This window comes from Robiginitalea myxolifaciens (genome assembly GCF_900115205.1).
Lineage (GTDB): Bacteria > Bacteroidota > Bacteroidia > Flavobacteriales > Flavobacteriaceae > Robiginitalea > Robiginitalea myxolifaciens.
In genome coordinates this window covers 99,388-122,842 of the sequence record NZ_FOYQ01000002.1, presented here as the reverse complement: position 1 = coordinate 122,842, position 23,455 = coordinate 99,388, and the positions used below count along the sequence as shown (strand labels likewise).

At 49.3% G+C, this 23,455-nt stretch carries 20 protein-coding genes; 9 read left to right on the top strand and 11 right to left on the bottom strand.

Annotation, left to right across the window (positions count from 1 at the left end):
* The first annotated feature begins 60 nt into the window (after window positions 1–60).
* The 4 genes from prfB to BM318_RS08630 all read left to right on the top strand — a co-directional run bounded on the left by prfB (window position 61) and on the right by BM318_RS08630 (window position 4,524).
* Window positions 61–1,126, top strand: a protein-coding gene (gene prfB / locus BM318_RS08645; RefSeq protein WP_245759844.1) for a peptide chain release factor 2 whose coding sequence is annotated in 2 segments (ribosomal slippage) — window positions 61–93 and window positions 95–1,126 — 1,065 coding nt in all. Because the reading frame shifts where the segments join, the coding sequence is not laid out codon by codon here.
* A gap of 41 nt (window positions 1,127–1,167) precedes the next feature.
* Window positions 1,168–1,512 carry an arsenate reductase (glutaredoxin) gene (gene arsC / locus BM318_RS08640; RefSeq protein ID WP_092982229.1) on the top strand — a complete coding sequence of 115 codons (345 nt, stop codon included), beginning with the start codon at window positions 1,168–1,170 and terminating at the stop codon, window positions 1,510–1,512.
* 61 nt (window positions 1,513–1,573) lie between these two features.
* The gene (locus BM318_RS08635) at window positions 1,574–2,026 is read left to right on the top strand and encodes a hypothetical protein (protein WP_143099948.1); all 453 of its coding nucleotides are present in this window, start codon (window positions 1,574–1,576) and stop codon (window positions 2,024–2,026) included.
* Between the two features lie 5 nt (window positions 2,027–2,031).
* On the top strand, window positions 2,032–4,524 hold the full coding sequence (locus BM318_RS08630; RefSeq protein ID WP_092982227.1) for a TonB-dependent receptor: 2,493 nt from the start codon (window positions 2,032–2,034) through the stop codon (window positions 4,522–4,524).
* A 90-nt stretch (window positions 4,525–4,614) separates the two neighbouring features.
* Here BM318_RS08630 and BM318_RS08625 read toward each other — a convergent pair whose 3' ends face one another.
* A complete protein-coding gene (locus BM318_RS08625) occupies window positions 4,615–4,785 on the bottom strand; it encodes a hypothetical protein (RefSeq protein WP_092982226.1) in 171 nt (56 codons plus the stop codon).
* Between the two features lie 61 nt (window positions 4,786–4,846).
* On the opposite strand from BM318_RS08625, the gene fumC reads away from it, so the two are divergent.
* Entirely contained in the window at window positions 4,847–6,232 is a 1,386-nt protein-coding gene (gene fumC / locus BM318_RS08620) for a class II fumarate hydratase (protein WP_092982225.1), read from the top strand.
* 90 nt (window positions 6,233–6,322) lie between these two features.
* Here the strand turns inward: fumC and BM318_RS08615 are convergent, their stop codons facing one another.
* A complete protein-coding gene (locus BM318_RS08615; RefSeq protein ID WP_092982224.1) occupies window positions 6,323–7,210 on the bottom strand; it encodes a hypothetical protein in 888 nt (295 codons plus the stop codon).
* A gap of 189 nt (window positions 7,211–7,399) precedes the next feature.
* Here BM318_RS08615 and BM318_RS08610 point away from each other — a divergent pair, with 189 nt between their 5' ends.
* From BM318_RS08610 to BM318_RS08600, 3 genes are all read left to right on the top strand, one after another.
* Entirely contained in the window at window positions 7,400–8,239 is an 840-nt protein-coding gene (locus BM318_RS08610; protein WP_092982223.1) for an MBL fold metallo-hydrolase, read from the top strand.
* Between the two features lie 78 nt (window positions 8,240–8,317).
* Window positions 8,318–9,712 (top strand): M16 family metallopeptidase, encoded by a 1,395-nt coding sequence (locus tag BM318_RS08605; RefSeq protein ID WP_092982222.1) that lies wholly within the window; start codon window positions 8,318–8,320, stop codon window positions 9,710–9,712.
* A 2-nt stretch (window positions 9,713–9,714) separates the two neighbouring features.
* Window positions 9,715–11,103, top strand: coding sequence for a M16 family metallopeptidase (locus tag BM318_RS08600; RefSeq protein ID WP_092982221.1), 1,389 nt, complete (start codon window positions 9,715–9,717; stop codon window positions 11,101–11,103).
* A 123-nt stretch (window positions 11,104–11,226) separates the two neighbouring features.
* Here the strand turns inward: BM318_RS08600 and ettA are convergent, their stop codons facing one another.
* The 3 genes from ettA to BM318_RS08585 all read right to left on the bottom strand — a co-directional run bounded on the left by ettA (window position 11,227) and on the right by BM318_RS08585 (window position 14,158).
* Window positions 11,227–12,918 (bottom strand): energy-dependent translational throttle protein EttA, encoded by a 1,692-nt coding sequence (gene ettA / locus BM318_RS08595; protein ID WP_092982220.1) that lies wholly within the window; start codon window positions 12,916–12,918, stop codon window positions 11,227–11,229.
* A gap of 1 nt (window position 12,919) precedes the next feature.
* Entirely contained in the window at window positions 12,920–13,105 is a 186-nt protein-coding gene (locus BM318_RS08590) for a CAL67264 family membrane protein (RefSeq protein ID WP_092982219.1), read from the bottom strand.
* 78 nt (window positions 13,106–13,183) lie between these two features.
* Window positions 13,184–14,158 carry a Gfo/Idh/MocA family protein gene (locus tag BM318_RS08585; RefSeq protein WP_092982218.1) on the bottom strand — a complete coding sequence of 325 codons (975 nt, stop codon included), beginning with the start codon at window positions 14,156–14,158 and terminating at the stop codon, window positions 13,184–13,186.
* Between the two features lie 96 nt (window positions 14,159–14,254).
* Between BM318_RS08585 and BM318_RS08580 the strand changes: the two genes are divergently transcribed.
* Entirely contained in the window at window positions 14,255–15,883 is a 1,629-nt protein-coding gene (locus BM318_RS08580; protein ID WP_092982217.1) for an acyl-CoA carboxylase subunit beta, read from the top strand.
* Here BM318_RS08580 and BM318_RS08575 read toward each other — a convergent pair.
* The 6 genes from BM318_RS08575 to BM318_RS08550 form a co-directional block, all read right to left on the bottom strand.
* On the bottom strand, window positions 15,880–17,019 hold the full coding sequence (locus tag BM318_RS08575; RefSeq protein ID WP_092982216.1) for a carboxypeptidase-like regulatory domain-containing protein: 1,140 nt from the start codon (window positions 17,017–17,019) through the stop codon (window positions 15,880–15,882). The genes BM318_RS08580 and BM318_RS08575 overlap by 4 nt on opposite strands.
* A gap of 12 nt (window positions 17,020–17,031) precedes the next feature.
* The gene (locus BM318_RS08570; protein ID WP_092982215.1) at window positions 17,032–18,756 is read right to left on the bottom strand and encodes a carboxypeptidase-like regulatory domain-containing protein; all 1,725 of its coding nucleotides are present in this window, start codon (window positions 18,754–18,756) and stop codon (window positions 17,032–17,034) included.
* A 191-nt stretch (window positions 18,757–18,947) separates the two neighbouring features.
* Window positions 18,948–20,309: a M24 family metallopeptidase gene (locus tag BM318_RS08565; protein ID WP_092982214.1), complete on the bottom strand. Its 1,362-nt coding sequence runs from the start codon at window positions 20,307–20,309 to the stop codon at window positions 18,948–18,950.
* Window positions 20,306–21,391 (bottom strand): AMP-binding protein, encoded by a 1,086-nt coding sequence (locus BM318_RS08560; RefSeq protein ID WP_092982213.1) that lies wholly within the window; start codon window positions 21,389–21,391, stop codon window positions 20,306–20,308. The genes BM318_RS08565 and BM318_RS08560 overlap by 4 nt, the downstream gene beginning before the upstream one ends.
* Window positions 21,392–21,450: 59 nt before the next feature.
* Window positions 21,451–22,377 carry a CPBP family intramembrane glutamic endopeptidase gene (locus BM318_RS08555; RefSeq protein ID WP_092982212.1) on the bottom strand — a complete coding sequence of 309 codons (927 nt, stop codon included), beginning with the start codon at window positions 22,375–22,377 and terminating at the stop codon, window positions 21,451–21,453.
* Window positions 22,368–23,435 carry an o-succinylbenzoate synthase gene (locus tag BM318_RS08550; RefSeq protein ID WP_092982211.1) on the bottom strand — a complete coding sequence of 356 codons (1,068 nt, stop codon included), beginning with the start codon at window positions 23,433–23,435 and terminating at the stop codon, window positions 22,368–22,370. Before BM318_RS08550 ends, BM318_RS08555 begins: the two co-directional genes overlap by 10 nt.
* Window positions 23,436–23,455 lie beyond the last annotated feature (20 nt).

Genomic DNA, 23,455 nt, shown 5'->3' with positions numbered 1-23,455 from the left:
AGGCGTAATTTTGAGCCGCAATACGAAAACAATTTCCCATTGGAAAGATTCAAATCACTTATGGATCGCCTCGGTGCGTTAAGGAGGTATCTTTGACATAGATGCCAAACGCATCGAAATTCAGACCGAAGAAGAAAAAACCCTGGTCCCTGGCTTTTGGGATGACCCGGTTACTGCACAAGCCTTCATGAAAAGCCTTAAAAGCTTGAAGGGTTGGGTAAAAGAATTCGAAGAAGCTGAAAGTTTACTGGGAGACGCAGAGGTCCTACTGGAGTTTCAGGAGGCTGGAGAAGCCACAGAGGCGGAGGTATTAAAGCCACTGGAAAAAGCGGAATCGGCTATAGAGAAACTCGAGTTCCGAAATATGCTCTCGGACGAAGGAGATGAGATGACCGCCGTCCTGCAGATTACAGCCGGAGCCGGCGGCACGGAAAGCTGTGACTGGGCCTCCATGCTCATGCGCATGTACATCATGTGGGCCGAGAAGAACGGCTATAAAGTAAAGGAGCTGAATTACCAGGATGGAGACGTGGCCGGAATCAAAACCGTAACCCTTGAAATTGAAGGAGATTACGCTTTTGGCTGGTTGAAAGGCGAAAATGGGGTTCACCGCCTGGTGCGCATTTCCCCTTTTGATAGCAATGCCAAAAGACATACCTCTTTTGCTTCGGTTTATGTTTATCCCCTGGTCGATGATAGTATTGAAATCGAAATCAACCCGGCGGATATTGAGATTACCACCGCCCGTTCCAGCGGCGCCGGGGGGCAAAATGTGAACAAAGTCGAAACAAAGGTCCAGTTGGTACACAAACCAACCGGGATTCAGATTTCCTGTTCCGATTCACGATCCCAGCACGATAACCGGGCTACGGCAATGAAAATGCTGAAGTCGCAGCTCTATGAGATTGAATTGCGTAAAAAACAGGAAGCCCGCGACGCGATCGAATCTTCTAAAATGAAAATTGAATGGGGTTCTCAGATCCGGAACTATGTGCTGCATCCCTATAAGATGATCAAAGATGTCCGCACCGGGGAGGAAACCGGTAATGTGGATGCCGTTCTCGATGGCGATTTGGATGCCTTCCTGAAGGCCTATCTCATGATGACCGGACAGGAGAACACATAAACCGTACTGCTGGAATAAACCCCAACCCAATTCACACACCCATGATTCATATTTATCACAACCCCAGATGTCGTAAATCCCGGGAAGCCATGGCCCGGCTTGAAGCCTCTGGCAAGTATTTTGAAGTAATCGAATACCTGAAGAATCCCTTGTCCGAGTCCGATATTAAAGGCCTGCTCGAAAAATTAGCAATCTCCCCACTAGCACTCGTGCGAAAAGGAGAAACAATTTGGAAAGAGCAGTACAAAGGCCGGGAGCTAAATGACGCTGAGATTATCGAAGCTTTAGCAAAACACCCGAAGCTCATTGAACGTCCCATCATTACCCGGGGAAACCAGGCAGTTGTCGCACGTCCGGCGGAACTTATGGACCCAATTTTAAATTAACAATACTTTAACCAACAGGGCTTAAACTATCCCTGAAGGAAACAATCTAACATTCGAAGACATGAAAAACTTTTTCATCTTTTTTGCGCTTTTGATGACAGGCTCACTTGTAGCACAAACCCCAATGGGAAACCGTCGGATTGGCAGGCCTGCTATTCCCCAGGCACAGGGGCCGGTAAGCAAACCGGAACCCAAAACCGCAGAGGAATTGGTAGAAGCCGAGATGCCTGAAATCATTGAAGCGGTGGAATTGGATCCCTTTGAAGCCGCTGTGGTCAGTTCCATTCTCACCCGCTATGTTCAGCAACGTATTGAATTACAGATTCTGGAATTGCCTGCAGACCAAACCCGCGAGGCCCTTGAAAAGATCGAACGCGCCGAACGCGCCGAATTGGAATCCGGATTGCCGCCCGAAAAGTTCGAGGCAATGATTTCACTAAAAGAGAACCGGTACAACACCAAGAAGCTTAAAAAAGAGAAGAAAAGGAAAAAAAAGAAACAGAAACCTGAATAGATTTTATGAAGAACATTTTAGCGCTACTGCTAGTACTAAGCACCTTAAGCACGCTGGCCCAACGTCCCAACAGCGGCCCCAACAACCGACAAGGTGGCAATATAACCCTCACGGGAACTGTACTGGACCAGGAAACAGGCCGCCCCCTCGAATTCGCTACTATCGTTCTTCAAAAAGCCGATGATCCCAGCTCGGTTACCGGGGGGATTACCGATCTCGACGGGAAGTTTGAAGTTGAAGCTCCCCGCGGAACCTACAACATCCGAGTAGAATACATCTCTTACACAACTTACAACCTCGAAAATCAAGCCCTAACCCAGTCCAGGGATCTGGGAAATATTAGCCTGAGCCTTAATGTTGCCCAGCTCGAAGCAGTGGAAGTTGTTGGAGAGCGGACTACGGTCGAGGTCCGACTCGACAAAAAGATCTACAATATTGGAAAAGACCTGACTAATAGCGGGGCAACTATTTCCGACGCCCTTAATAACGTGCCTTCGATCGATGTAGATGTCGAGGGGGCCATTAGCCTGAGGGGGAATGGAAATGTACGTATCCTGATTAACGGCCGTCCTTCGGCCCTGGCCGGATTCGGATCCACAGATGCCTTGCAGCAATTACCTGCTGATGCGATTGAAAAAGTGGAAGTAATTACCAGCCCGTCGGCCCGCTATGATGCCGAAGGGACAGCAGGTATTATCAACATTGTTCTCAAAAAAGAGAAAACCCTGGGATTCAATGGGTCTATCAATAGCTTTATCGGAGATCCGCTCACCGGGGGAACCACGATAAACACCAACCTGCGCAACGACGATTTCAACATATTCAGCACCATAGGATACCGGTATCGGGAAGGTCCGGGAAATGGCTTCTTTGACAACACCTACACTTCAGGCAGTTTTGATCGTATTACTGAGGATCGGGATATTCAGCGGCTCGACCGGGGCTTTAATGCCAATGTTGGCTTGGAGTGGTTCCTCAACGAACAATCGAGCATTACGGGAAGTTTCTTTTTCCGCTCGGGGAACGACAAGGATGTAACCTCGAATAATACCGTACGCTTTGTCGGCACCGATATTGACAGCCGTACCCTCAGGACGGAGTCCGAAAAGGAAGAGGACCAGAGTTACCAGTGGTCCATGAACTACATCAATCGCTTTAATGAAGACGGCCACCAGTTAACGGCAGACCTGCAAATCGGAAGGGATTCAGAAGATGCCGGAGCCGATATCGAAGAGCGAAATACTTTTCCAAACAACAATCTCATTGCCCTTGAGCTGGAGGATCAGCGGGAAGAGCAAAAGGAATTCCTCCTGCAAGCCGATTATGTGCTTCCTCTCGGGGACTCGCAATTCGAAGCCGGATTCCGTGTAGACCTGGAGGAATCGTTTACAGACTACCGCCTGGATTCCCTGAACCAAAGTACAGGCCAGTTCGTAACCAATCAGACCCTGACCAACGAATTCACCTTTAACGAAGATATCTTCGCTACCTACGCCCAGTTCGGTGATAAAATGGGAAAATTCTCTTATCTCCTGGGCTTGCGACTCGAAAACACCCGGCTTCGCGGTCGGTTGGAATCCGAATTCGACCCAAGTGAATTAGAAGAACAACTCGGTGTAGACGTCGATGTAAATTTCACTAAGGACTTCTTAGGGCTGTTCCCTACCGTAAACCTGATCTACGAATTAGGCGAAAATGAGAATGTTACCCTGGGATATAACCGGCGGATCAACCGGCCACGGGGTTGGTTCATTAATCCATTTCCATCCCGGAGTTCCCGAACCAACGTTTTCCAGGGAAATCCGAACCTGAACCCCGCCTTCTCCAACACCTTTGATTTGGGCTATCTCAAACGATGGTCCAAAATAACGCTGAGCTCCTCAATTTACTACCAACGGGAAACCGGCGCTTTTGAAAGGGTTCAGGAGTCTACCGGGCAAACTACTACAGACGGGATAGAAATAATCCGATCCATTCCAATTAACCTGTCTACCAACCAACGTATCGGCGCTGAGGCCAGCTTATTATACAATCCCTCAAGGAAGTTAAGGCTGAATGCGAGTTTTAATTTTTTCCAATTCGATACCGAGGGAGAATTCAACGGGGTAGACTACGGTGCAAAAAATACGAGTTGGTTTGCCCGGATGGGATCTAAAGTTACCCTCCCCTGGGCTATCGAATGGCAAAACAATATTTTCTACCGCGGTCCGAACCAGAATGCCCAGACCGAAACTGAAGGGATTTTCTCAATGACTTCGGCTTTCAGTAAAGATGTTCTCAAAGGGAACGGGACCATTACCTTAAGTATCCGCGATGTTTTCAACTCCAGGAAGCGGCGCTCCTTTACCGAAACGGAGTTCTTTACCTCAGACAGTGAATTTCAATGGCGGGTCCGTCAGAGCCTCCTTTCCTTTGTTTATCGCTTTAACGAGCAAAAGAAACGCGGGGGACGCGGGGGAGATGGAGACTTCGAAGACGAAGGAGGATTTTCGGATTAATACCGGATTCGCGAGGCATCAACGTCTCGGGAAAAGAAGCACAAAAAAAAGCGGCAAATTGCCGCTTTTTTACTTTTTATTTGGGTAGCCTTAAGCCTTACGCGCTTTGCGGGCTTCCCGCTTTTCTTTGAGGAGCTCGCGAATATTCCCGATCAACCAGTAGGGTACTACAAAAGTGAGCAGGAAAATCATTAACCAGAAACCAATGGTTACGATGGTTAAGAAGGCGAGAAATCCAAGATATTGATCAAATTCAAACATGTCCCTGTCGTTTGGAATACAAAGGTAGCGAATCATTACCTTTGATCAAAAGAAATTTCCCATGCAATACCGCATTGAAAAAGACACTATGGGCGAGGTAAAAGTACCCGCCGACAAATACTGGGGAGCGCAAACTGAGCGTTCCCGAAACAACTTTAAAATAGGGCCGGCGGCCTCTATGCCTTTAGAGATCGTCTATGGCTTTGCTCACCTTAAAAAAGCTGCCGCCTACACCAATTGCGAATTGGGAGTGCTTCCGGAATCCAAACGCGACTTAATCGCTGCCGTCTGCGATGAAATCCTCGAGGGGAAGCACGACGATCAGTTCCCACTGGTGATCTGGCAAACCGGTTCTGGCACTCAAAGCAATATGAACGTGAACGAGGTTATCGCCAATCGCGGGCATGAGATTGCCGGCAATACTATAGGCGAAGGGGAAAAGACCCTGCAACCCAATGACGATGTCAATAAATCGCAGTCTTCTAACGACACCTTCCCAACAGGGATGCATATTGCCGCTTACAGCAAAATAACCACTTCCACCCTACCCGGGGTGCGTCAGCTCCGGGATACCTTGAAAGCTAAATCCGAAGCGTTCAAGGATGTGGTGAAAATCGGGCGCACCCACCTTATGGATGCCACCCCGCTTACCCTGGGCCAGGAGTTCTCGGGTTATGTAAGCCAATTGGATCACGGCATTAAAGCGCTGGAAAACACCCTGGATCATTTGTCCGAACTGGCCCTTGGAGGAACCGCCGTCGGAACGGGATTGAATACCCCGGAAGGTTATGCCGAATTAGTGGCTTCCTATATTGCCAAGTTCACCGGGATGCCCTTCAAATCTGCGGCCAATAAATTTGAGGCGCTTGCAGCCCACGATGCTTTGGTAGAAACCCATGGGGCGTTGAAGCAGTTGGCTGTTGCCCTGAACAAAATTGCCAACGACATCCGAATGATGGCATCCGGGCCGCGCTCTGGAATCGGGGAGCTGCTCATTCCCGCCAATGAACCCGGAAGTTCGATTATGCCCGGAAAAGTAAACCCTACCCAATGTGAAGCCCTCACCATGGTCTGTGCCCAGGTTATGGGCAACGATGTAGCCGTTACCGTTGGGGGAACGCAGGGTCATTACGAACTCAACGTTTTTAAACCAGTTATGGCCGCGAATGTTCTGCAATCCGCAACCCTGATTGGGGATGCCTGCAGGAGTTTTGACGAACATTGTGCAAGCGGCATTGAACCCAATTTACCAACCATAGAGAAGCTGGTTCAGAATTCGCTGATGCTGGTTACCGCGCTGAATACCAAAATCGGCTATTACAAGGCTGCGGAAATCGCGAATTCCGCCCACCAGAACGGCACTACCCTCAAGGAAGAAGCTGTCCGTCTGGGCTATGTTACCGCCGAAGAATACGACCAGTGGGTCCGACCCGAAGACATGGTCTAAATAGGTTATTCAGGACCTCCTAAAAGCATAAAAAAAGCCCCTGCATTCCGCAGGGGCTTTACCTCAAATAATGGATAGTGTTTATTTCTATTACTTGAGCTCGAACTTGTTGGTTCCGAGGAGCTTCAGTTTGTCGTCATAGACGTTTACCATGTAGTTTCCATCGGCGAACTCTCCGCTGTAATTACTGATGTAGTCACAAACATCGAGATCCTGGTTCTCATAGTAGAAGTTAGTGGCCTTGGTAAAGGTTACGCTGGCTCCATCTTCCATGGTTTTGGTGTTTCCACCTCCCATTACATTTCCTTGTGGATCGAGAACTTCAATGTAGAATTCACGGTCACCGGCTTCAGCAATAACGTTGTCGGCTACAGTAAAGCAAATCTTCAACTTGTCGGTACGACCGGCACGGGAAGTACTTACCAGTTTACCATTATTACGCTCACGAACGGCATCCACAGAGAATGCGGTGAGGTTCAGTGCAGATCCACGCTCAACGGCATCGGCCAATTGGGTGTTTTGAACAACCAGAGAATCGCTGAAGATAGTCTGCTTCTCAAGCTCTGCGAACGTGCTGTCGCGCTCCATGGCGATCAGGGTGTTGGAAGTCTTCAAAGAATCTACCTGAGCCAGTAATTGCTCACGCTCTTTTTTCAGTACGCTAACCTGACGACGGTAACGGCTAAGGGCAGAGATGTCTGCTTTCATAGCTTTTACAGAATCGATGTATTTTGCGATGTTATCGCGGGCGGCAACCAACTCTTCATTGGTAGCATTGCTTTCCAGGATAGCCTTGTCGTATTCTGATTTGAGGCTGTTGAGATCCTCAACTACCAACTCTTTTTCCTGACGCAGGGCAACTTCGTTTTTCTGCTTTTCCTGATACAGGCTTACGGTATAGATGATGGTTCCCAGGAGAACTACTCCCAACAGACCGGCTATTACCTTTAATCCGTTATTGTTTTTTGTTTCTGCCATGATATTTGAATGTTTATTTTTTTTAGTCTTAAGGGTTTCTTACGGTTTATATACGCAGCTGCCCCCCGATTTAGATTTTTTTGGTTCGGAAAAATGTGAAATATTTTAAGGAGGCCCCTGTTTATCGTACCTTTAAGGGGTATCGCATGGCTGCTTAAAGCCATTGTATTAATCCTTAAAACCCTTAGAATGCTTAAAGATCTCTCCTTGCCCCAATCGCTTTCAGCCACGTTAATTGCACTAATCTTCCTGGCGGCATTGGGCTGTAAAGAAAAAGAAGGGCAGACTTCGGGCGCTGAAAAGGTCGTGGCAGAAGACGCTCAAAGCGGCTCAGAAGCTTCCATGACAAAGGCAGGACCACTTCCAGGCATTACGCCTGTGGCCCACGCCACCGCTGTGCTGGATTGGGAGGGAACAACCATATATGTGGATCCTACCGGTGGCAAAGCGGCCTTCGAGAATTTCCCCTTAGCAGATCTGATCCTGATCACCGATATTCACGGTGACCATTTTAATCTGGAAACCCTGGAGGAATTGGAGACCGCTCAAGCCAAGATTGTAGTACCCCAGGCGGTAGCGGATCAAATGCCCGAGTCGTTTACCCCTCAGCTCGATGTGCTGGACAATGGCGACATGAAAGAACGCTACGGTATAACAGTCGCTGCCATACCCATGTATAATTTACGGGAGGAGGCCCTTGGGTTTCACGAGAAAGGTCGCGGTAACGGTTATGTGCTCGAGCGGGAGGGCCGCAGGGTTTATATTTCGGGAGACACCGAGGATATCCCGGAAATGCGATCCCTTGAGGATATCGATATCGCCCTGGTTTGTATGAACCTTCCCTACACCATGACCGTGGAAAGTGCGGCAGACGCAGTGGTAGCATTTAAGCCAGGCAAGGTCTACCCCTATCACTACCGCGGCAGGCCAGATGTAAGCGATGTTGAACAATTTGCCGCGCTGGTGAAAGCCGGGACGGATGCTGTAGAGGTCGTTCAACTGGATTGGTATCCGGGGGAAGACTACTAAATTTTGTAACAAAACCATTAATTTCTCGTCTACTATAGCGGGACTTCCCGCTATGACTAATCATCTAAAACAATCAGTATGAAATTATCCATCAAGAACCTGGCCCTCGCCACGGTTTCCTTGCTGCTGCTCGCTGCGTGCGCAGATGAGCAGGACGACAAAGGAGGCGGATCTGAGTTTCAGGTTCCTGTCACCTATTACAAGCTGGACAATGGCCTTAAGGTTATCCTGTCCAAAGACACTACCTCGCCAACGGCCATCGTTGCCGTGTATTACAACATTGGCTTCCGTATTGAGCCCAAGGACCGAACTGGTTTTGCCCACCTCTTTGAACATATGATGTTCCAGGGATCCGACAATCTGGGCAAAATGGAGTTTATCAAGCTCGTGCAACAAAACGGGGGAATACTTAATGGTTCCACCCGATTTGATTTCACCAACTACTTTGAAATCGTGCCCTCCCACAAACTGGAAACCATGCTATGGGCAGAAGCAGACCGGATGCGCGGACTAAACATAACCCAGGAAAACCTGACCAATCAGCAAGGGGTTGTGAAGAACGAGGTAAAAGTTAATGTACTCAATCAGCCTTACGGCGGTTTCCCCTGGTTGGATATGCCGCAATACGCCAATGAAAACTGGTACAACGCGCATAACTTCTACGGCGATTTGGAAGACCTGGATGCAGCCAATCTCGAAGATGTGGCCAGCTTCTTTAAAACCTATTACGCCCCGAATAATGCAGCCATTGCCGTTGTGGGTGATTTTGACGAAACCGAAGCAAAAGCCTGGATCGAGCAATACTTCGGGGACATACCGGCTGCAGAGCAACCGCCGCAACCCGATATCTCTGAGCCTCGTCAGGAAGAGCAAAAGGAATTCGTAAAAAACGATTCCCTGGCGAACAAGCCTGCTATAGCCCTGGCGTATCATATGCCCGAGCGCAACAGCGACGAGTATTATGCCATGGGACTGCTGGACCAGATCCTGGTGCAGGGCGACAATAGCCTTTTAGTGCAAAAGCTGGAAAATGAATTGGGCTATACCTCTAACGTAAGTGGAGGAATCAACTACCTGGGGAATATGTTCAACTACAAAGGCCCCATGCTTTGGATGTTCAACCTCACCTATGATAACGAAACTACCCGGGACGATATCGTGACCGCTGTGGATGGGGTTATGGGCGAGCTCAAGGAAAGCCTGACTCAGGAAATGCTCGATCGGGCAATCGTTAAGATACGTTCACAACTCTACGACAACCTGGGTGGAAGTTTTGGATTAGGGCGAGCCGATTTGTTGTGCAGCTTCGCACTATTTGACGATGATCCCGCCCGGATCAATACGCTGGAATCCGAGTTCCGCGAGATTGACCTGGAAACTGTAAAACGAACTATAGACGAATATCTCAGAGTCGGAAACCGCACCATTTTGGTGACCAATCCGTTACTGGCTGAAAACACAACAACAGACTAGTTATGAAAAAGATACTTTTCACATTTGTAGCGGCATTATTGAGTCTGGGATCACTCTCAGCTCAGGAAAAAGAGATGCCCCCTCAGGGAGGGACACCCAAAAACTTCAATCTTCCCGAGAAAGAAGTTATAACCTTCGATAACGGCCTGGAATTAGTCATGATCCCCTACGGATCAATCCCAAAGGCCAGCATCCAGTTCAGCATAAAAACCGGAAACATCAACGAAAGTGCCGAGCAGGTATGGATTTGCGATTTGATGGCTGATCTGATGGAGGAAGGGAGTACCACAATGAGTTCACAGGAAGTGGCCAACGCCATGGCAGGAATGGGAGGAAATCTCAACATTGGAGTTGGGGTACACACCAGTTCGCTGTCTACCTCCGTGCTTTATGAATTTGCGCCGGATGCGATTAAGCTTATGGCCGATGTATTGCGTAACCCTGCCTTTCCCGAAGCGGAACTGGATCGTTTGAAGAGCGATATGAAGCGTAGTTTAGCCGTACAGCTTTCCCGCCCCAGGGCACAGGCCCAACGAGATTTTCTGGCAGCTATTTACCCCGACCATCCCTATGGACGAGTGTATCCGGAAGACGATATGATCGATTCCTATTCGGTAGCCGATATCAAGGCCTTTTATGAGGCGCAATTCGGCGCTAAGCGAACTACTGTTTATGTGGCCGGGAATTTCGATGCCGATGCGGTAAAGGAGGCCGTCGAAATGGCCTTAGGCGACTGGCGCGAAGGTGCGGAAGCCAATTACCCGATTGCTCAGGTAGCTTCCTCCCCGCAGGTAAAGATCATCGACCGTCCCGGGGCACCACAATCCACGATTTTCTATGGGCTGCCGGTTCCGGATCCTTCCGATCCTGATTACCTGGCACTGGATGTAACCAATTCCATTCTCGGAGGTTCTTTTGCCTCGCGCATTACCAGTAATATCCGGGAGGACAAAGGATATACCTACTCTCCTACCAGTATTATGGCCTCTAATTACAAAACGGGATTGTGGTATGAGCGCGCCGATGTGACTACCGAGCACACCGGAGCTTCTTTGGACGAAATCAAGAAGGAAATTACACGTCTCCAGGAAGAGCCACCCTCTGCCGAGGAACTCGAAGGAATCATTAACTACGAGTCCGGGATCTTTGTGCTTCAGAATTCCAGTCCGAATGGAATTATAGGGCAGCTGATCTTTCTCGACACCCATGAACTGGACGAGTCATTCCTGACGAACAAGGTGGCTAATATGCATGCGGTAAGCCCGGAACAGGTTTCTGAACTCACCCGCAAGTATATCCGCCCACAGGATATGTTCCTGATCGTTGTTGGCGATAAGGAAAAGATCGAGGATCAAATTGAGCAAACCCTAGACGTGCCCATTAAGCAATAATAGACGCTCCTGAATATCATTCAGGACAGTAATAAAAAAACCCGGCAAGATTGCCGGGTTTTGTTTTTGAATAAACTGTCTTTCGAGAAGAAGACTCGGGTAAGTTTATGGGAAATCCCAAGCCTAGCGCACCAGCTTTTTGTACTTGATCCGCTTGGGGATCAAATCTCCACCCAAGCGCTTTTTCTTGTTCTCTTCGTAATCGGTAAAGGAGCCTTCAAAGAAATATACCTGGGAGTCTCCTTCAAAGGCCAGAATATGGGTACATACCCGATCCAAAAACCAACGGTCGTGCGAGATGATAACCGCGCAGCCCGCAAAATTGTCCAGACCTTCTTCCAGCGCCCTCAGGGTATTGACGTCCAGGTCATTGGTAGGTTCGTCCAGCAGAAGCACATTGCCTTCTTCCTTCAGGGTCATGGCCAGGTGCAGGCGGTTGCGTTCCCCTCCTGAAAGCATGCTTACTTTCTTATTCTGCTCGCTTCCTGAAAAGTTAAACCGACTTAGGTAAGCACGCGAATTTACCTGCCTTCCTCCCATCATAATCAGATCCTGCCCATCGCTGAAATTCTCCCAAATGGTCTTTTCCGAATCAATATTGCTATGGCGTTGATCCACATAGGCAATCTTGGCGGTATCCCCTACTTCAAAGCTGCCCTTGTCCGGGGTTACCTCCCCCATGATCATTTTAAAAATTGTGGTTTTCCCTGCTCCGTTAGGACCGATGATACCCACGATTCCAGCCTGAGGTAGTTTAAAATTCAGGGATTCATAGAGTAATTTATCCCCAAAGGCCTTGCTCACATCCCTAGCCTCAATGACATTGGTTCCGAGGCGTGGGCCATTTGGAATGTAGATTTCCAGTTTCTCATCCAGTTGTTTCTGGTCCTGGCTGAGGAGCTTGTCGTAGTTGTTCAAACGTGCCTTTTGTTTGGCTTGCCGTCCTTTAGGTGACTGGCGTACCCATTCCAATTCGCGTTCGAGTGTTTTTTGACGCTTTCCAGCCTGTTTTTGCTCCTGGGCCAGACGCTTGGACTTTTGCTCAAGCCATCCCGAATAGTTCCCTTTCCAGGGAATACCTTCCCCGCGGTCCAGTTCAAGGATCCACCCGGCAACATTATCAAGGAAATAGCGGTCGTGGGTAACGGCGATAACCGTACCCTTATAACTAGCCAAATGATGTTCCAGCCAATGGACGGATTCGGCATCAAGGTGGTTGGTAGGCTCATCGAGCAAGAGCACGTCGGGTTCCTGCAATAGCAGTCTGCAGAGGGCCACACGCCTGCGTTCCCCACCGGAGAGTACCCCGATTTTCTGATCCGGTGCTGGTGTCCGAAGCGCATCCATGGCCAGCTCCAACTTGGAATCCAATTCCCAGGCACCCAGCGCATCGATCTGGTCCTGGAGTTTTGCCTGCTTGTCCATGAGTTGCTGCATTTTATCTGCATCCTCATACACCTCAGGCAGGGCAAACATGTCGTTTATCTTGTTGTATTCATCGAGCACGGCAACGGTTTCGGCCACCCCTTCCCGGACAACTTCCAATACGGTTTTTTCATCGTCCAGCTCAGGTTCCTGCTCCAATAGCCCTACTTTATATCCCGGAGAAAAAACAACATCGCCCTGGAAATTATTATCCTTTCCCGTGATGATGCGCAACAAGGTAGATTTACCGGAACCGTTCAGACCGAGAATTCCAATCTTAGCCCCGTAAAAGAAACTCAGATAAATGTCTTTAAGTACCGGGGTATTGGCATTCTTGTAGGTCTTTGTGACCCCGGACATTGAGAATATTACTTTCTTATCATCGGACATCCTACACCCTTCCTTTTAATGCGTTAAATACCCAGGCGATCGCGAAAAAGCCCACCCCTACTGAGGCAAAGCCCCATCCAGCAACATCGGCGTATCGATACGCCCCCAGGCCAATGAGTCCAAGGCCCACAATGATCATGATAAAGGTGGCCCAAGCCAGCACAGTATTCTTATCTTTTAATCCCATAATAGTTAGTTTGGATAGTTGGGCCGGCTATAAAACCGGCCCATTTTAGTTTGGTCAGACCTCAAATATCGTAAAAAATCAATCAAAAGTAATCCCGCATCGCTCCCGTATGGCTTGAAGTAAGCCGTGTAATGCCTTGCTATCCGACCAACTCCAGTCCGGGCTCTGGCGAAGTCCCGCTTTCAGGCAGCGATGGACCTCCCGGATTTCGTAGGTATATCCTTTTCCTTGGGTTGGAATCTCAATGACTTCCCCCTCCCCTTCAAGATCTACCTCAAATCCATCGGTTTCATGCCAGCGCGGGTGAATGTAAATATTGCCGGATTCACAGGAGATTTCCACCTTCATTTCCGACTTGGAACTCAAGCCGCTATACAGCATGGCTATGGCGTCCGGATAGGAAAAAACCATCCCAATTTGCTTCTCTATCCCCGTTTCATGAAAGTGGGCAATCGCTTCAAAACGCTCGGGAGTACCCAGGAGCCAATACGCCAGGAATACCGGATAAATCCCGATGTCCAGTAAAGATCCTCCCGCGAGCGCCGGGTTTAATAACCTCCCTTCCGGATTGCGATCCAGCGCAGGAAAGGCAAAGTCGGCCTTCAGGTATTTGAGTGCGCCCAGTTCCCCGCTGTGCACCTTCTCCACTGCAGCCCGCAAAGCCGGATTAAACCGACTCCAAAGTGCTTCCATCAGGAAAACCCCGGATTTTTCGGCTGCATTGAGCATGCGGTCGATTTCCTGATTATCGATACCCAAAGGTTTTTCACAGAGCACGTGTTTACCGGCCTCCAGGGCCATTATCGTTTGCTCACAATGCAGGGTATGCGGGGTTGCGATGTAGATCACATCTACCTCGGGATCTGCTAGCAATTCCTGATAGGAGGCGTAAAAGTTATCGGCTTCCCATTCTGCCGCGAACGCCTGGGCTTTTTGTGAGCTACGGGAGGCGACCGCCTTTAAGTTGGCCTCTGGCACCAGTGCGAGATCCCTGGCAAAGCTCGCCGCGATATGGCCCAACCCCAGAATTCCCCATTGAATAGTATCTGACATGTTTGAATTTTTACGCGGAATCCTACTTCTAAACCGACTCAGATTCCCTGGAGATATTCCCTAAAAGTAATCATTAAATCCTCGTATCTTTAGCCTATGAACTTGAAGTTTAACAAGAACGAAGACCAGAACAAGCTACTGCTTTCCGACCTTAAAAAACGCCTGGCTCAGGTGCGTAAAGGCGGGGGGGCAAAACGCCTCGAAAAACTCCATAACGAAGGCAAAATGAGTGCCCGGGAACGGGTGGATTACCTGTTGGATTCGCCTGGGGATGCTATCGAAATTGGTGCATTTGCGGGCTATGAAATGTACGAAGAGCACGGAGGATGCCCCTCCGGTGGAGTGGTCACGGTTATCGGGAAAGTAAGTGGAAGGCTGTGTATGGTGGTAGCCAATGATGCCACGGTAAAGGCAGGAGCCTGGTTTCCGATTACGGGCAAAAAGAACCTGCGGGCGCAGGAAATTGCTATGGAAAACCGCTTGCCCATTATTTACCTGGTCGATAGTGCCGGCGTTTATCTGCCGATGCAGGACGAGATATTCCCGGATAAAGAGCATTTTGGTCGCATATTTCGAAACAACGCTCGAATGAGCAGTATGGGAATCCCCCAGATCGCTGCGGTCATGGGAAGTTGCGTGGCTGGTGGCGCCTACCTCCCCATTATGAGCGACGAAGCGCTTATAGTCGATAAAACGGGGAGCATCTTTCTGGCTGGAAGTTATTTAGTCAAAGCAGCCATAGGAGAAGATATCGACAATGAAACCCTTGGGGGAGCTACAACGCACTGCGAAATCAGCGGGGTTACCGATTATAAGGCGGCCGACGACAAAGACGCCCTGAATCGAATCAAAAGCCTGATCGACAAACTGGGAGAACCCGACAGCGCTGGATTTAATCGCAAGAAATCGCAACAACCGGTTAAAGATGTCAATGAAATCTACGGCCTCTTACCGGGCAGCAGGTCTGAACCCTATGACATGGTTGCCCTGATCGAGCGTCTGGTAGACGGAGGGGAATTTGAGCAGTACAAGGAAGGCTTTGGAAAGACAATTCTTTGTGGGTACGCCCGTATCGACGGTTGGGCTGTTGGGATCGTAGCCAATCAACGTCAGGTGGTGAAAACCAAAAAAGGGGAAATGCGCTTTGGTGGGGTAATCTATTCTGATTCTGCCGACAAGGCCACGCGGTTTATCGCCAATTGCAACCAGAAAAAGATACCCCTGGTTTTTTTACAGGACGTTACCGGGTTCATGGTTGGAAGTAAAAGTGAACACGGCGGAATCATAAAGGATGGCGCAAAAATGGTCAACGCGGTGGCTAATTCCGTAGTCCCCAAGTTTACCATTGTTATTGGCAACAGTTACGGCGCCGGGAATTACGCCATGTGCGGAAAAGCCTATGACCCCCGATTGATTGCCGCCTGGCCAAGTGCTGAACTTGCGGTTATGAGTGGAAATTCAGCTGCTAAAGTGCTGCTGCAAATCGAAAAGGCACGACTTAAGAAGCAGGGGGAAACCATCGATGCCGAAAAGGAAAAGGAACTCTTTGAAACGATTAAATCCCGATATGACCAGCAGGTATCTCCCTATTATGCCGCTGCGCGTTTATGGACAGACGCTATCATAGACCCACTGGATACCCGGAAATGGATTTCTACAGGTATTGAAGCGGCTAACCACGCCCCGATCGACCGGGACTTTAATATGGGGGTGCTGCAGGTTTAACGTCCCCGCAGGTTTACGGTGATATTGCCACTTTCCCGGACCCGCCTTAAAACAGGGCGGTCACCGGATCCGATTCTCGTGTAACGCAGGATATCCCCTGGCGAGGCCAGGATTTCATATTGCCCACGGCTGTCGGAAAGTGTTTCTGCGTTAGTATTTAGGTTTTCCACAAGTACCCCGGCCAGACCTCTGGGTCCAAACAAAACCAATCCCCGGACTTTCCGTTGATTCTTTAGCAATTGCCTGCGAACGCGTTTGTTATTGGCGCGCCGTTCATTGTCCGTATAGAAGGTACTCTGACAATAAAAGCCCACCCCCGAAGAACCGATAAGTTCCCAGGCCCCCTGACTGGCATAGCGCCTCAAAGTGCGTCCAAATCGCTCCTCGCTGGCCGGGAGGACCAATAAAATTTCATCACTTCCGAATACCTGAAGGAGTTCCAGGCTAATTATGAAATCGTCCCGAACCCAAATATCAAAGGGTTTCAGGTCTACAATGGCCTCTGCCTCTCCTTTTTTCAAGGTATATAAAATGTTCTCTGAACTCTTGTTCAGGTTCTCCCCTGGAAGGTTTGTAGATCGGTCTATTTCATAAAAATTTATCCGAAAATAAATACTGTCTGCCGGGTTATGGAGCACATTAAAAAAGAAGGTATTTAGTTTTCTAGGGCCTTTGTCTACCCTTACGACAGTGGCTAATTCTGCTCCAAGGGCCAGGCTATCCTTCCAATAAGCCTGTTGGGTGGCCCGATCTATACCCTCCCCGGCCATCTCCTCTACCGCATAGGTAGGCAGGGAGGAAACTATGACTTCCTTAAGGGCAATGGGTGTAGGCTTCAGGGCAATATTCAGGTTGTGGTTCAACTGCAATTCCCCGAATTCATATTCTTCGGGTTGGTACCCCAGACTGGAGATTCTTAGAATATCGCCTGGTTCTGCAACACTCGAAGGGACCCGCAATTCATACATCCCTTCCTCATCGCTAACGGTTCCCAAACTAGCATTCAGAATCCCGATATTCACGAAAGGGATGGGTTCTCCGCTTTGAGCATCCGTTATTTTACCCTTAAAATGATATTGCCCGCTGAGTAATAGCGGGCAATAACATATCAGGAATAGCAAGATGCATTTCCTCATGGCTTTATAAGATTAATTTGAAGTACTTGACTCCCCGGGATTGGTAATGGTCATAAGCTGTTGGTTGCTGCCTTCGACAAATAACTTAAAGGTGCGAACCTGCCGTGTTTCCTGAGGGGTCCCGTAGTTAAAGAAAGTCGTCACCTTCAGATAGGTAGGGGTCAGACTCTTATTTCCGTGGTACTTCACATTGACCTGCCAGGTCCCTGGGGTCTTGGGGTCAATTACATATTCCTCGACATTGTATCCGGCGATTTTCTCGTCGTCGATACGGCCTGGATTATCGGCCAGCGTATGGGACCATACATAAGTTCCGTTTTCAGGGTTTACGAACTGCAGATCAAATTCTGCCTCGCTGTCGTTCCACTCAAAGAGCATACGGGTCGCATCCTGAACATAGTCGTCACGGCTTACCAGGCGCATGTCTGTTCCCAGGCTTTCTCCTTCCTTGGCAAAGAGGTTGTCACTGTCGTGCTGCTGGATGAGCCAGAAATCTGTCGAGCCAATCAGGAAGCCTTCCTGAAGCAGGAATTGATACCTTCCGAACATGGCTGCCGCCTTGGAATACTCCCCGGCGTGCCGGTAGGCGCGTGCCATATCGTAATAGGATTGACTGTACGCAGGTCTGAGGATAAACACCTCTTTGTATACTTCCCGGGCCATTTCGTCCCGACCCTGCTCCTGGTAGAGGTAAGCAAGTGCTTTAAGCGCTACCGGGTTGGAGCGGAATCTTCCGAAGTTATTTTCAATGATTTCGTCTGCGTAGTCCCTATCGCGGCGCACCGTATAAAAGTGCTTGTAGGCATCGAGGAAAAAGTATGGCGAGGAACTGTAGCGCGTGGCATAGTCTTCAAAAGCCATCTTGGCCCCTTGCTCCGTAGTCTCGGATTGCAAAGCTTCCATATAGCTGGGCGCATTGGCGGCAATATCCGTTGGGCTCAGTGCAGCGGGCTTCGCACGCTTGCCCCCCCTATCCGCTACAGAGGGTAAGGTCATGTTGTAGGTATTAATGACAATTACCCCGCCAGCAGCCAATTGTCCATATCGGGTTGTTAAGGAATAGCTACTCAGTATTGCCAATCTCTCTATCATGTTGAGATCAATCCACCAGGGCACTTCGTCAAAAATCTGGCCGTCAACATCAAAGATTGCGGGAGCCTGATTTCCAAGGGAGCCCACTGTTCTTATGATTACTGCGCCACCTTGCGGATCATTACAGTTTCCTATTACCCGAACCCCGGAAAAGCGATTGCGCATATAATCCAAAATGCATATCCCGATTGGGTTTATTCGCTCACCCTCTATAATCCGAACCCTTCCAGGGGCTTTGTCGGCATCGATATATCCAAAGGCTGTGGCGATTATTCGCGGATTGGTGGCATATTGCTGTTCCATTTCCAACTGGCTCTTGAGCTTCCCGGAAACGGTTATTTCGTCCAGCTCCTCATAATCAGGAACCATGGCGAAATTCAAAAACCGGGTTACGTCCTCCACCCGGATTTTCATTTCTTTCATCCCGGTGTAGCTAAACACCAGTACATCACCGGTTTCCGCTTCGATCTCATAGCGACCTTCAGAACTGGTAAAGATCCGTTCACCAGAGCCTTCAACATAGACCGCAACATCGGCCATTGGTTCGGCCCCATCGGTAATTTTCCCTTTGATCAGTCGGGAATCTTGGGCAAGAACAGTAAGCGGAAGACAAAGGAGAATCAGAAGAAAATGTAGCTTTTTCATAACAGTGCGAATTAAAATTAGTCTTGGGGAACCGTTGTAATTTGTTGCAATAATCGTACCAAGGTTTTAACACTTTGCACGTTCATCCGCAACGTCCCATATTAAGATAAGAAAATTCGCTCCTCGTTGCGTGGCTTTAACTTTTCCTTAGCGCTTTGCCGCAATACAGTGTCCCGAACGAGGCATCAGTACTATTCCCCGAGGGTAGACTTGGGGGAAGCAATTAAATGGAGTTCCACCTGCCGGCCATCTATGTACCGGAATCCATTCCTGCCATAGTACCCGGGCTCCTCCAACATAATTCGAATATCCCGGTCCCACTCAGGGATATTTACGGTAGTATTCAATTCAATAGCATAAGCCGTTTGTGGATAGAGACCATAGGAAGTGCCATCCTTGCCTCCTACTCCTTGCTGTGCATCCCACATACCGATGGTCGTACCGGCTGAGTGTCCATAGGTTCCCAGAGGATGGGTGTATATTGCCGGACGCAGCCCTTCCGCCTTTCCATTCGCCAGGGCCGTCAGCAGGATCTCATTGCCAGGCACCCCGGTTTTCATGGCTTCGGTAAGGTGATCCTGTACCCGATTTCCATCCTTCAATGCATCCCGGAGAAATTGCGGTGCCTGGTCTTCACCAGGCTTCAGGACGTACGCCAGTTGCTGACAATCCGTGTTCAGGCGCAGGTAGGTGATTCCAAAATCGCAATGCAGTAAATCCCCGGGGAGAATAACCTCTTGCTCCGGCCGGTCGGAAAAGGAATAGAGATGGCTCTTTAGCGCTACAGCCGTTCGTTGAATATCTACAGTTGGATGGAACCATGTATTGAGTCCCATATCGGTAACCTTTTGGCGCATCCACCATTCGACATCCGTCGTTGTGGTCACTCCTGGCGTAATCACGGCGTCGGAGAAGGCCTCAGCAATGATATTGTGGGTAATCCGGGACAGATGGGCAAAGAGGACCATCTCGCGCTGGGTACGCGTTTCAATCCAGCCCACGGCCAGATCTTCCGCGGAAACGACCCGGTTGCGATACGCTTTGGGTAAATATTCCATAAAAAGCTCGTGGTCGGTATGATCCAGACCATCGGCAATGTTGTGATCTTTGGAGAAGTTCAATCCAATTTTCTGAGGATCCCGTTCGCGGATTAACTCCATAAGTCGTGCCCATTGATCGGGCTGTTTTTCTTTTTCCCAGGAGGAAGTAATGTGCTTCCCGACATTGTAGCGGGCTACTGCAAGTTTGTCGAGGGTGCCGGCTGCTGCATCCCGGTAAAATACGAGCATGGTGCGTCTGCGGGCACTGAGCCAGGTTGCCGGGAGGAAGGTGCGCAGTACCGGGTCTTCGTTATATTCCCTGGAAATTAAGACCCACATATCGATCCCCGTGCGATCCATCAAAGCAGGCAACACAGAATCCAGTCTTTCCCCGAGGAGTTCATCGACCACTTCGGCCCGGGCTCTTTCGTCCAGTACAACCTGGGCCTGGGCGAGGTTCGGGCTGATCAGGATAATTAACAGGGTCAGGAAAAGCAGCTTTTGTATTTTCATTTTTTGAGACTTTCTAGCGTTTTAATTCGGTCTACTTTGCCACTTGGGGTTCGCACAAATTTTGTGCTCAGTAATACCTTGCGGGGCCTTTCATACTCGGAATCCCACTGGACCCCTCCCAGGAGATCCTCCTCAGGTATCGCCAGGGTTTCGCCTTCAGCAACCAGCACCAATTCGTCACCCAATTCCGGGTGTGGCAGTCCCGCCAGGAAATAGGGTTGATCCAGGATTCCGCTTAGCCTGCGTTCCAACTGCTCGGGGTGTAATTTGATTCCTCCTGAATTAATGGCGCGGTCTGCACGGCCCAGCCAAAAGAATTCGCGCTCCGACAATAGGGTTACGAGGTCATTGGTCACCAGGGGAGCCTCCAATCGCGACGGGGCATCGATTACCAGGCATTCCCGGTCATCGAGCGAACAATGAATCCCCTCCAGGGTCCTGAAAGGCGGTAATCCTTCACTATTTTCTCCTGCCGTTTGCCGCGGACTAAGTTGCCTGAGGGCAATATGGCTACTGGTTTCACTCATGCCATAGGTCTCCCAGATTTCAGTACGCCCGTCGGGCAGATCACGCAGTAATTCCTCGGGAACCGGCGCTCCTCCTACTATAACTTTCTTAACCCGGTGTATGTGGGGCAAGCTATTCTTAAGCTGTAAGGGTACCATGGGGACAAAATCCGCAACGCCTTGGTACTGGTCTAATGGACGGGAATCCGGTCGCAATAAGTACAAGTTCCATCCCAGAACCATGGCACGAACCAACATCATCCTCCCCGCTATTGAGGCGCAACTCAAGGGACAAAGGGCAACCGTTTCTGCACTGAGGTCCAGCGCCTGACCCGTTTCCAGGGCAGCGTTGACCATAGCCTGTTTTGTGAGTTGCATTTTTTTAGGGGTTCCTGTAGAACCACTGGTTTGCTGGGGAACAAAATCATGGGCATCGCACCAGTCCAGCAGGAAATTTCCAGCGTCCTTCTGATAGGGCTCGCCTTCCTTTACCAGGCTATAGGCTACCTCGGTTAGATCTTCGTAGCTTAGATTACGGCCATTCAGGCGAAAGGAGGGATGAAATGCTTTTTCCATGGATAATCGCTACTCGTTTTTTTCGTCTGTATTCCTATTTGTTCGTCTGTATTCCTACCTTATTCTTCGGACAAAACTGCTTCTGCTTCCTCCTTACTCAACACCCGCCCAAAGAGCTTCCCCTTCCAGTCGGACCACCCATATTTGCGTGCGAATACCCAAAGAAGTATGGGATAAATCACAAATACGGGAATCAAAAGTTCCCAGTTCAGAACAGGTTGGGAAATATCTTTGTAGATGGAATCTGTTTGGAAAGCCGTCCAATCTGCGGTTACCAAAAGGGCGGTAATCAGATTGTTGGCCGCATGAAAGCCTAGGGCCAGTTCCAGGCCTTCGTCCATTAAGGTAATGATCCCCAGAAAAAACCCGGTTCCAATGTAAAAGACCAGAACCCCATAGCCCAGTTTTTCCACTTCCGGATTCCCCAGGTGCATCAGGCCAAATAAGGTAGAGGTGATTACCAAAGGAACCCAGCGATTTCGTGCCAGTATCCCCAATCCCTGCATCATATGCCCGCGGAATAAATATTCCTCAAAACTGGTTTGCATGGGAATAAGCAGTAAGGCCAAAATGGCCAGCTTTATAAATTCCTGCCAAACGAAATTCCATTGAAAGTCGTCGGGGTTTAACCAGACATCAATAAAGGTTAGAGCCGCCGTAAGTCCTCCCCATACCAAAAAGGCAAAGCCGATGCGGCCCCAGTCTACTTTGTGTCGCGAAGTGGTTAATGAACGAATCGATTGCGGATGAACCAGGCGCGTCCAACCCAGTACAAATAATAAGCCAAAGGCCAAAGGCCCAACAACAAGGACAAAGACGAAATGGGTCCCCCAATCGGCTATCATTTGGGCCATCAGGTCTTCTGTACTCACCGGTGAATAGATAACCGATATATAATTGATAACGATCAGGCCAATAAACAATAGCGGGATTACAAAATACTTCCAGAGACCCAAATTGCCCCGATATCCTTGTTCTATGTACATAGTGTTTTGATTTTTTCCATGTCCCAGGCCACTTCCGGTCTGTAGCGCAGTTCACCAGAACCGGCCAGCAAAGGACTTGTAAAATTGTTTGTAAATAAACTTCCGGTGCCCAGGCCCTGCGGCATGGGGTTCCCGAGTGTGGCGGTCCATTGCGCAATGGCATTCAGGCCAATGTTACTTTCCAAGGCACTGGTAACCCACCAGTCAATTCCCAACTTCCGGGACTCGGAAATCCAATGGGATGCACATTTATACCCACCCACCAAACTGGGTTTCAAGATAATGTATTGCGGTCGAATGGTTGCTAATAATTTGCTTCGCTTCGAGGGATCCTGAATTCCGATCAGTTCTTCGTCAAGCGCTATAGGAAAGGGGGCTTGCTCGCATAATCCAGCCATTGCCTCGACCTGGCCGGCCGCGATGGGTTGCTCGATACTGTGTAATTCAAATGCTGAAAGTTGTTTCAGTTTCTCGATTGCTTCCTCAGGGGAAAAGGCTCCATTGGCATCTACGCGTATCTCGAGGTCTTCCGGGGAAAATTGTTTCCGGATACCCTGAAGTAAATTGAGCTCCGTATCGAATTCAAGGGCACCTATCTTGAGTTTAAGGCAGCGATACCCCTGGTCGAGAAGCGTACCGATTTGTTCGAGCATGAAATCAGAACTACCCATCCATACCAGCCCATTGATCGGGATGGGATTTCCAGAGGTGAATTCGGAATCAAAAAGTATCATAGGATCCCTTGACTCCAGCGATCGAAGCGCCTGTTCCAAACCAAAGCAGATACTGGGCCAGGGGCTTAGCGGATCGGCGAGTTCTTCCAGTAAAACATCAGGGGATTCCCCTTGCTCCAAACGGCTGCAAACCTCCTGTAGCTTTAGTTCATAATCCGGGCGGTCATCTGCACTCAGCCCCCTGAAAAGACCACATTCCCCAAGGCCAAAGGAGTTATCCTGTTCGAGCCGTAAAAAATAGGTGTCCTTGGTATGGAGAATCCCACGGGAGGTCCCGCCAGGCCTTTTAAAATTTAATGTGTATTTGCAGTGGGATGCCTTCATGCAGCATGCTAATTTACGTA